This is a genomic window from Achromobacter sp. UBA5777, assembly GCF_002418565.1.
Classification (GTDB): Bacteria; Pseudomonadota; Gammaproteobacteria; order Burkholderiales; family Burkholderiaceae_B; genus Achromobacter; species Achromobacter animicus.
In genome coordinates this window covers 1-4,858 of record NZ_DIEJ01000070.1, presented here as the reverse complement: position 1 = coordinate 4,858, position 4,858 = coordinate 1, and the positions used below count along the sequence as shown (strand labels likewise).

5 protein-coding genes and 1 pseudogene are annotated in these 4,858 nt (G+C 67.5%); all 6 read right to left on the bottom strand.

The window, feature by feature from the left end; translation table 11 throughout:
• A partial coding sequence (locus B3446_RS04915) for a DUF1800 domain-containing protein (RefSeq protein WP_291378077.1) occupies window positions 1-1,439 on the bottom strand: 1,439 nt, incomplete at its 3' end.
• 144 nt (window positions 1,440-1,583) lie between these two features.
• Complete coding sequence (locus B3446_RS04910; protein ID WP_175124487.1) at window positions 1,584-2,288, bottom strand: SDR family oxidoreductase; 705 nt, start codon at window positions 2,286-2,288, stop codon at window positions 1,584-1,586.
• A gap of 79 nt (window positions 2,289-2,367) precedes the next feature.
• Window positions 2,368-3,684: a PQQ-dependent sugar dehydrogenase gene (locus tag B3446_RS04905; protein ID WP_291378075.1), complete on the bottom strand. Its 1,317-nt coding sequence runs from the start codon at window positions 3,682-3,684 to the stop codon at window positions 2,368-2,370.
• 9 nt (window positions 3,685-3,693) lie between these two features.
• The gene (locus B3446_RS04900) at window positions 3,694-4,122 is read right to left on the bottom strand and encodes a universal stress protein (RefSeq protein ID WP_291378073.1); all 429 of its coding nucleotides are present in this window, start codon (window positions 4,120-4,122) and stop codon (window positions 3,694-3,696) included.
• A gap of 9 nt (window positions 4,123-4,131) precedes the next feature.
• Complete coding sequence (locus tag B3446_RS04895; protein WP_191576077.1) at window positions 4,132-4,557, bottom strand: universal stress protein; 426 nt, start codon at window positions 4,555-4,557, stop codon at window positions 4,132-4,134.
• 87 nt (window positions 4,558-4,644) lie between these two features.
• Window positions 4,645-4,858 (bottom strand): annotated as a pseudogene (locus B3446_RS04890) (glutamate racemase); the annotation flags it as partial.

The following is a 4,858-nucleotide window of genomic DNA, read 5'->3' as shown; positions in this document are numbered from 1 at the left end:
GCCGTGCGCGCGCTGAAGGCGTCGCCCGCCAGCAGCAGCACGACGCGCGCCACGAGTGCTTCAGGATCCTTGGCCAGCGCGATCTCGGGCGTATAGCTCGTCTGCAGATCCTCCCAGCCGCGGTCCGCGTAGATCGCCAGGAAATTCAGATAGCCCGCAATGCTGGTCTCGTCCGTAATCTGCAGTTCGGGGGCTACCAGATGGCGGCGGGCCAGTTCGGTGACCGGCGGCACGTAGCGGGGGCGGAAGAAGTTGAACACCGTGGCCGACCGCATGGGGCTTTGCGCCAACCGGATCGTGTTGTCCGTGGTGTCCGGCATCGCCCATTCGCCGTTGGTGGAGGTGGCCCCGAACGCGCGGGCCCAGCCCGAGAAGCGCAGGATGGGCTCGCGCACCTTGCCCCAATGGGGCGAAGACAGGTCCGGCTGGCGCGCCTCGGGGTCCAGCAGGATGGCGCGCACCACGGCCTTCAGGTTGCCGCGCTGGCCCGTGCCGTCGTCGTCGAACACGGCCGACACCCGGCCGACATACGCGGGGCTGGGATTGCTGGTGACCATGCGCTGGATGAGCTGCATGCCGATGAAAGGCCCGACATTGGGATGGGCGCTGATGACCTCCATGGCGCGCTTGAGCGACAGGTGGCCGTCCGTGCCAGGCGGGATGACCGCGCCCAGGAAGCGCTTTTCCGACATCGAGTGCAACGCGTTGTTCAGCGCCATGGGGCGGCGATGAAACTCCACGTTCGTCTCCGGCCCGTTGATGTCCCAGCCCGTGAAGACCTTGGCCAGCCCCTGCACGTCCGCATTGGTGTAGGTTTCGACGGGCGCGCCGTTCACCATCTTCACCGTGCCGTCCTGGTCAAGCACCAGCAGGCCGATGCTGAACAGCTGCATCACCTCGCGCGCATAGTTTTCGTCGGGGTGGCGGCCGGTCTTGGGATCTTCCTTGCGGTTGCCGCGATAGGTCAGCATGCAGCCCATCGACAGGTTCTGCGTCACGGCGGTCAGCAGGTCCTGGTAGTTGCCCAGCGCGTGCTTGGCCAAGAGGTCCATGAAGCCCGCCGCGCCGAAAAGCGGCCATGATGCCGTGATGGACGAGACGCCGACGACGAAGATCTCCGACAGCGAAAACGCGACCCGCGTGCGCACCTGGTCGGGCGCGCTGATGAACTTGCGCCACAACGTCGATTCCAGCGGCGCGTTGATGCCGTTGCCCTTGAAGGCCTCGGTGTTCCGGTTCTTTTGCAGCAGCCAGTCGAAGTGCGTCTGCGACGGCGGCATCGCCAGCTGCGCGTCCAGCCACGCCGCGTAGCCGCCGCGCACGACGGCGTCGATGTCGGCCGGCGTGGGGCCGAACGTCGCCTGCGCCAGAAAGCGCGAAGCCTGGCCGGGGGTAGGGGATGCGGACTGCTGCGCAGCCGCTGACGGCGTAGCGGTCATGCGCCGGGCACCTCGTCGAATGCAAAAACCTACGGTACTAAAAGCCCGGCGGGGCCTTCAATACCGTCATTCGGACGAGGGACTACACCAAACGCATGAGATGAGACGGATATGTCGCGTCACGCAGGCGTCACACGGAACGCGTCACACGGAGCGCGTGATGCCGCCGTCGATGCGGATGTTCTGGCCGGTGATGTAGGACGACGCATCGGAGGCCAGGAACGCGATCAGGTCCGCCACTTCCTGCGCCGTGCCGTAGCGGCCCATCGGAATGCGCACGCGGCGGTCTTCCTTTTCGGGCAGGCTGTCGATGAAGCCGGGCAGCACGTTGTTCATGCGCACGTTGTGCTGCGCGTATTCGTCGGTGAAGACTTTGGTGAAGGCGGCCAGGCCCGCGCGGAACACGCCCGACGTGGGAAACAGCGCTTCCGGCTCGAAGGTGGCGTAGGTGGAAATGTTGACGATGGCGCCGGACTGCTGCTGCTTCATCACCGGCGCGACCAGGCGCGTGATGCGCACGACGTTCAGCAGGTAGAACTCCATGCCCAGGTGCCAGTCGTCGTCGCTGATCTCCAGCAGCGGGCCCTTGGGACCGTGGCCGGCGCTGTTGACCACCGCATCGACGCGGCCCCACTTCTGCAGGGTGGCTTCAACCAGGCGGGACAGGTCTTCGGTCGAGCGGTTCGAGCCGGTGACACCCAGGCCGCCCAGTTCCTGCGCCAGCGCCGCGCCCTTGCCGGACGAGGACAGGATGGCCACGCGGTAGCCGTCCGCCGCCAGCTTGCGCGCCGCCGCCGCACCCATGCCGCTGCCGGCCGCCGTGAGGATCGCCACTTTTTCCGTGCTCATGCTCGCTCCAGTCTGGAATTCGGGAGCGGCCATTGTAGGGGCCGGCGGGCGTGCGGCCCAAGACGCCGGACGCTGACGGCTACGGCTTGGACCCCACGCGCCAGATCACGTTGCCCACGTCGTCCGCCACCAGCAGACTGCCCTGCGCGTCGATGGCGACGCCCACCGGACGGCCCTGCGCCTGGCCGGCGTCATTGAGAAATCCGGTCAGCACGTCCAGGGCGGGACCGGCGGGCTGGTTCTGGTCGAAGGGCACGAAGATCACCTTGTAGCCGCTGCGCGGATCGCGGTTCCAAGACCCGTGCTGGCCGACGAACATGCCGTGGACGAAGGGCGCCGGCAACTTGGCGCCGCCCGACCAGGCCAGGCCCAACGAGGCGGTGTGCGGGCCCAGCGCGTAATCGGGCACGATGGCCTGCGCCACGAGATCCGGCCGCGGCGGCGTCACACGCGTATCGACGTGCTGGCCGAAATAGCTGTACGGCCAGCCATAGAAGCCGCCGTCGCGCACAGAGGTCATGTAGTCGGGAACGAGGTCGCTGCCCAGTTCATCGCGTTCGTTGACCGCCGTCCACAGCGTCTTGCCGTCCGGCCCCCAGGCCATGCCGACCGGATTACGCAGCCCTGTGGCGAAGAGGCGCTTCTGGCCGCTGGCCACGTCCAGCTCCCAGATGGCGGCGCGGCCCTCCTCGATGTCCATGCCGTTTTCGCCCACGTTGCTGTTCGATCCGACGGACACGTACAGCCGCGACCCGTCCGGGCTGGCGATGAGGTTCTTGGTCCAGTGATGGTTCAGGCCCGCCGGCAGGTCGGAGACCTTCTCGGCGGGGGCGGTGATGTGCGTCTGCCCCGGCGTAAAGGGAAAGCGCACGACGGCATCCGCATTCGCGACATAAAGATGGTTGCCAACGAGCGCCATGCCGAACGGTGAATTCAGGTCTTGCAGCAGGACGGTCCGCGTTTCGGCGACGCCGTCGTGATTGGCGTCGCGCAGCAACGTGATGCGGTTTGCGCTGACGGTCTTGGCGCCGGCCCGCTTCATCACCAACCCCGTGGCCCACGCCTTGATGCCGCCCGGCGCGTCCTCGGGCTTAGGCGGCGCGTTGGTCTCGGCGACCAGCACATCGCCGTTGGGCAGCACATACAGCCATCGCGGGTGGTCCAGTCCGCTGGCGTAGGCGGTGACGGCAAGGCCGGCGGCGGGCGTTGGCTGCGCGCCGTCCTGCCAGCCCACGGCCTTGGCCGTGTTCACCGTGGGAATGAGCGTGGTGTTGGGCGGCGGCAGTTGGGGATCAGAACCCATGCCCGCTTCGACGGGCAGTTTGGCAACCTCGCCGCAGGCGCTGAGCAGCGTCAACGCCAGGACGGCCGCTGGCAGGATGCGCAGGGTAGGCATGACGCGCGCCTACTTCACCAGCGTGACCGGCACGTGCGCCAACTGCACGACCTGATTGGCGACCGACCCGATCAGGATGTTGGTCAGCTTGCCATTGCCGCGCGTGCCCATGACGATGCGCGCGCAGCCATGGTCCAGCGCATAACCCGCGATCTCCGCCGGAGCGTTGCCGAAGACCACATGACTGACGTAGTCCACGCCGGCCGAATCCAGCTGCTTGCGCGCTTCCTCGGACGCTTCGCGGCCTTCGCGGGCGTAGAAGTCATTGATCATGTCCTGCGTGATCAGGCGCGACACCCCGGCGCGTCCGCGTGGCGGTGTCTGGATGTTGATGAGATGGATGCGCGCCGATTTGGCGCCCTGCGCGAGGCGGCGGGCGTACGCGACGGCGCGGTCGGCGTTTTCGGAGCCGTCGACGGGAACAAGGATATTCAGCATGGCGGCTCCTTACTTGACCAGCGTGACCGGCAGTTCGGTCAGGGACAGCACGCCTGTGGCGACCGACCCCATGAAAAGCGCCGACACGGATCCGAGACCCCGTGTCCCCATGAAGATTTCATTTGCGCCGGTTTCTTCGGCCACCCGCGCGATCGTCTCGGCGGCTGCGCCGGCCTGGATGTGGGTCTCGAACGGCACGCCGGCCTGCGTCAGCAGGACGCGAGCGGCCTCCACCGCGGCCTCGCCCTCTTCCTGGTGATAGGCGTCGATCTCTTCCTGCGACAGGCCGCTGCCGAACGCGCCGGCCTTCAAGGGAATCTGGACCGTCAGCAGGTCCACGCGTTCGACGGGATCGTAGCGGCGCGCGTCGAGCAGCGCCTTGACCGCGTTCAGGGCGGGTTCCGAACCATCGACGGGAATCAGGATGCGTTTCATGAGCGTCTCCTTGCGAACCGTTGGGGGGCGTGCGTTCCACTGTATCCCACATTCGCCCCGCTGGCGGCGCCCCGGCGATGCGTCAGATCAAGGGGAGGAAGTTCCCCGCCACGCGTCGGGCACCGTCTCCGCCGTCATTGCCGTGCCCAGCAGCAGGCTGGCCTGCTGCGCCAGCGCGGACGCGTCGCCGGTAGTCTGCAAGCGCAGGCCGCCCGGACCGTGCTCCCTCAGCAGGCCGCGTTCCTGCAGTTGGTGGCGCAGCCAGCGCGCCACCGGCGCGCCCGTTTCCAGCAGCGGCACG

What these genes read in the sequence shown, in the direction of transcription:
- B3446_RS04905 (WP_291378075.1), bottom strand. Translation starts at nt 3,684, where the DNA reads ATGCCTACCCTGCGCATCCTGCCAGCGGCCGTCCTGGCGTTGACGCTG.
- B3446_RS04900 (WP_291378073.1), bottom strand. Translation starts at nt 4,122, where the DNA reads ATGCTGAATATCCTTGTTCCCGTCGACGGCTCCGAAAACGCCGACCGC.
- B3446_RS04910 (WP_175124487.1), bottom strand. Translation starts at nt 2,288, where the DNA reads ATGAGCACGGAAAAAGTGGCGATCCTCACGGCGGCCGGCAGCGGCATG.
- B3446_RS04895 (WP_191576077.1), bottom strand. Translation starts at nt 4,557, where the DNA reads ATGAAACGCATCCTGATTCCCGTCGATGGTTCGGAACCCGCCCTGAAC.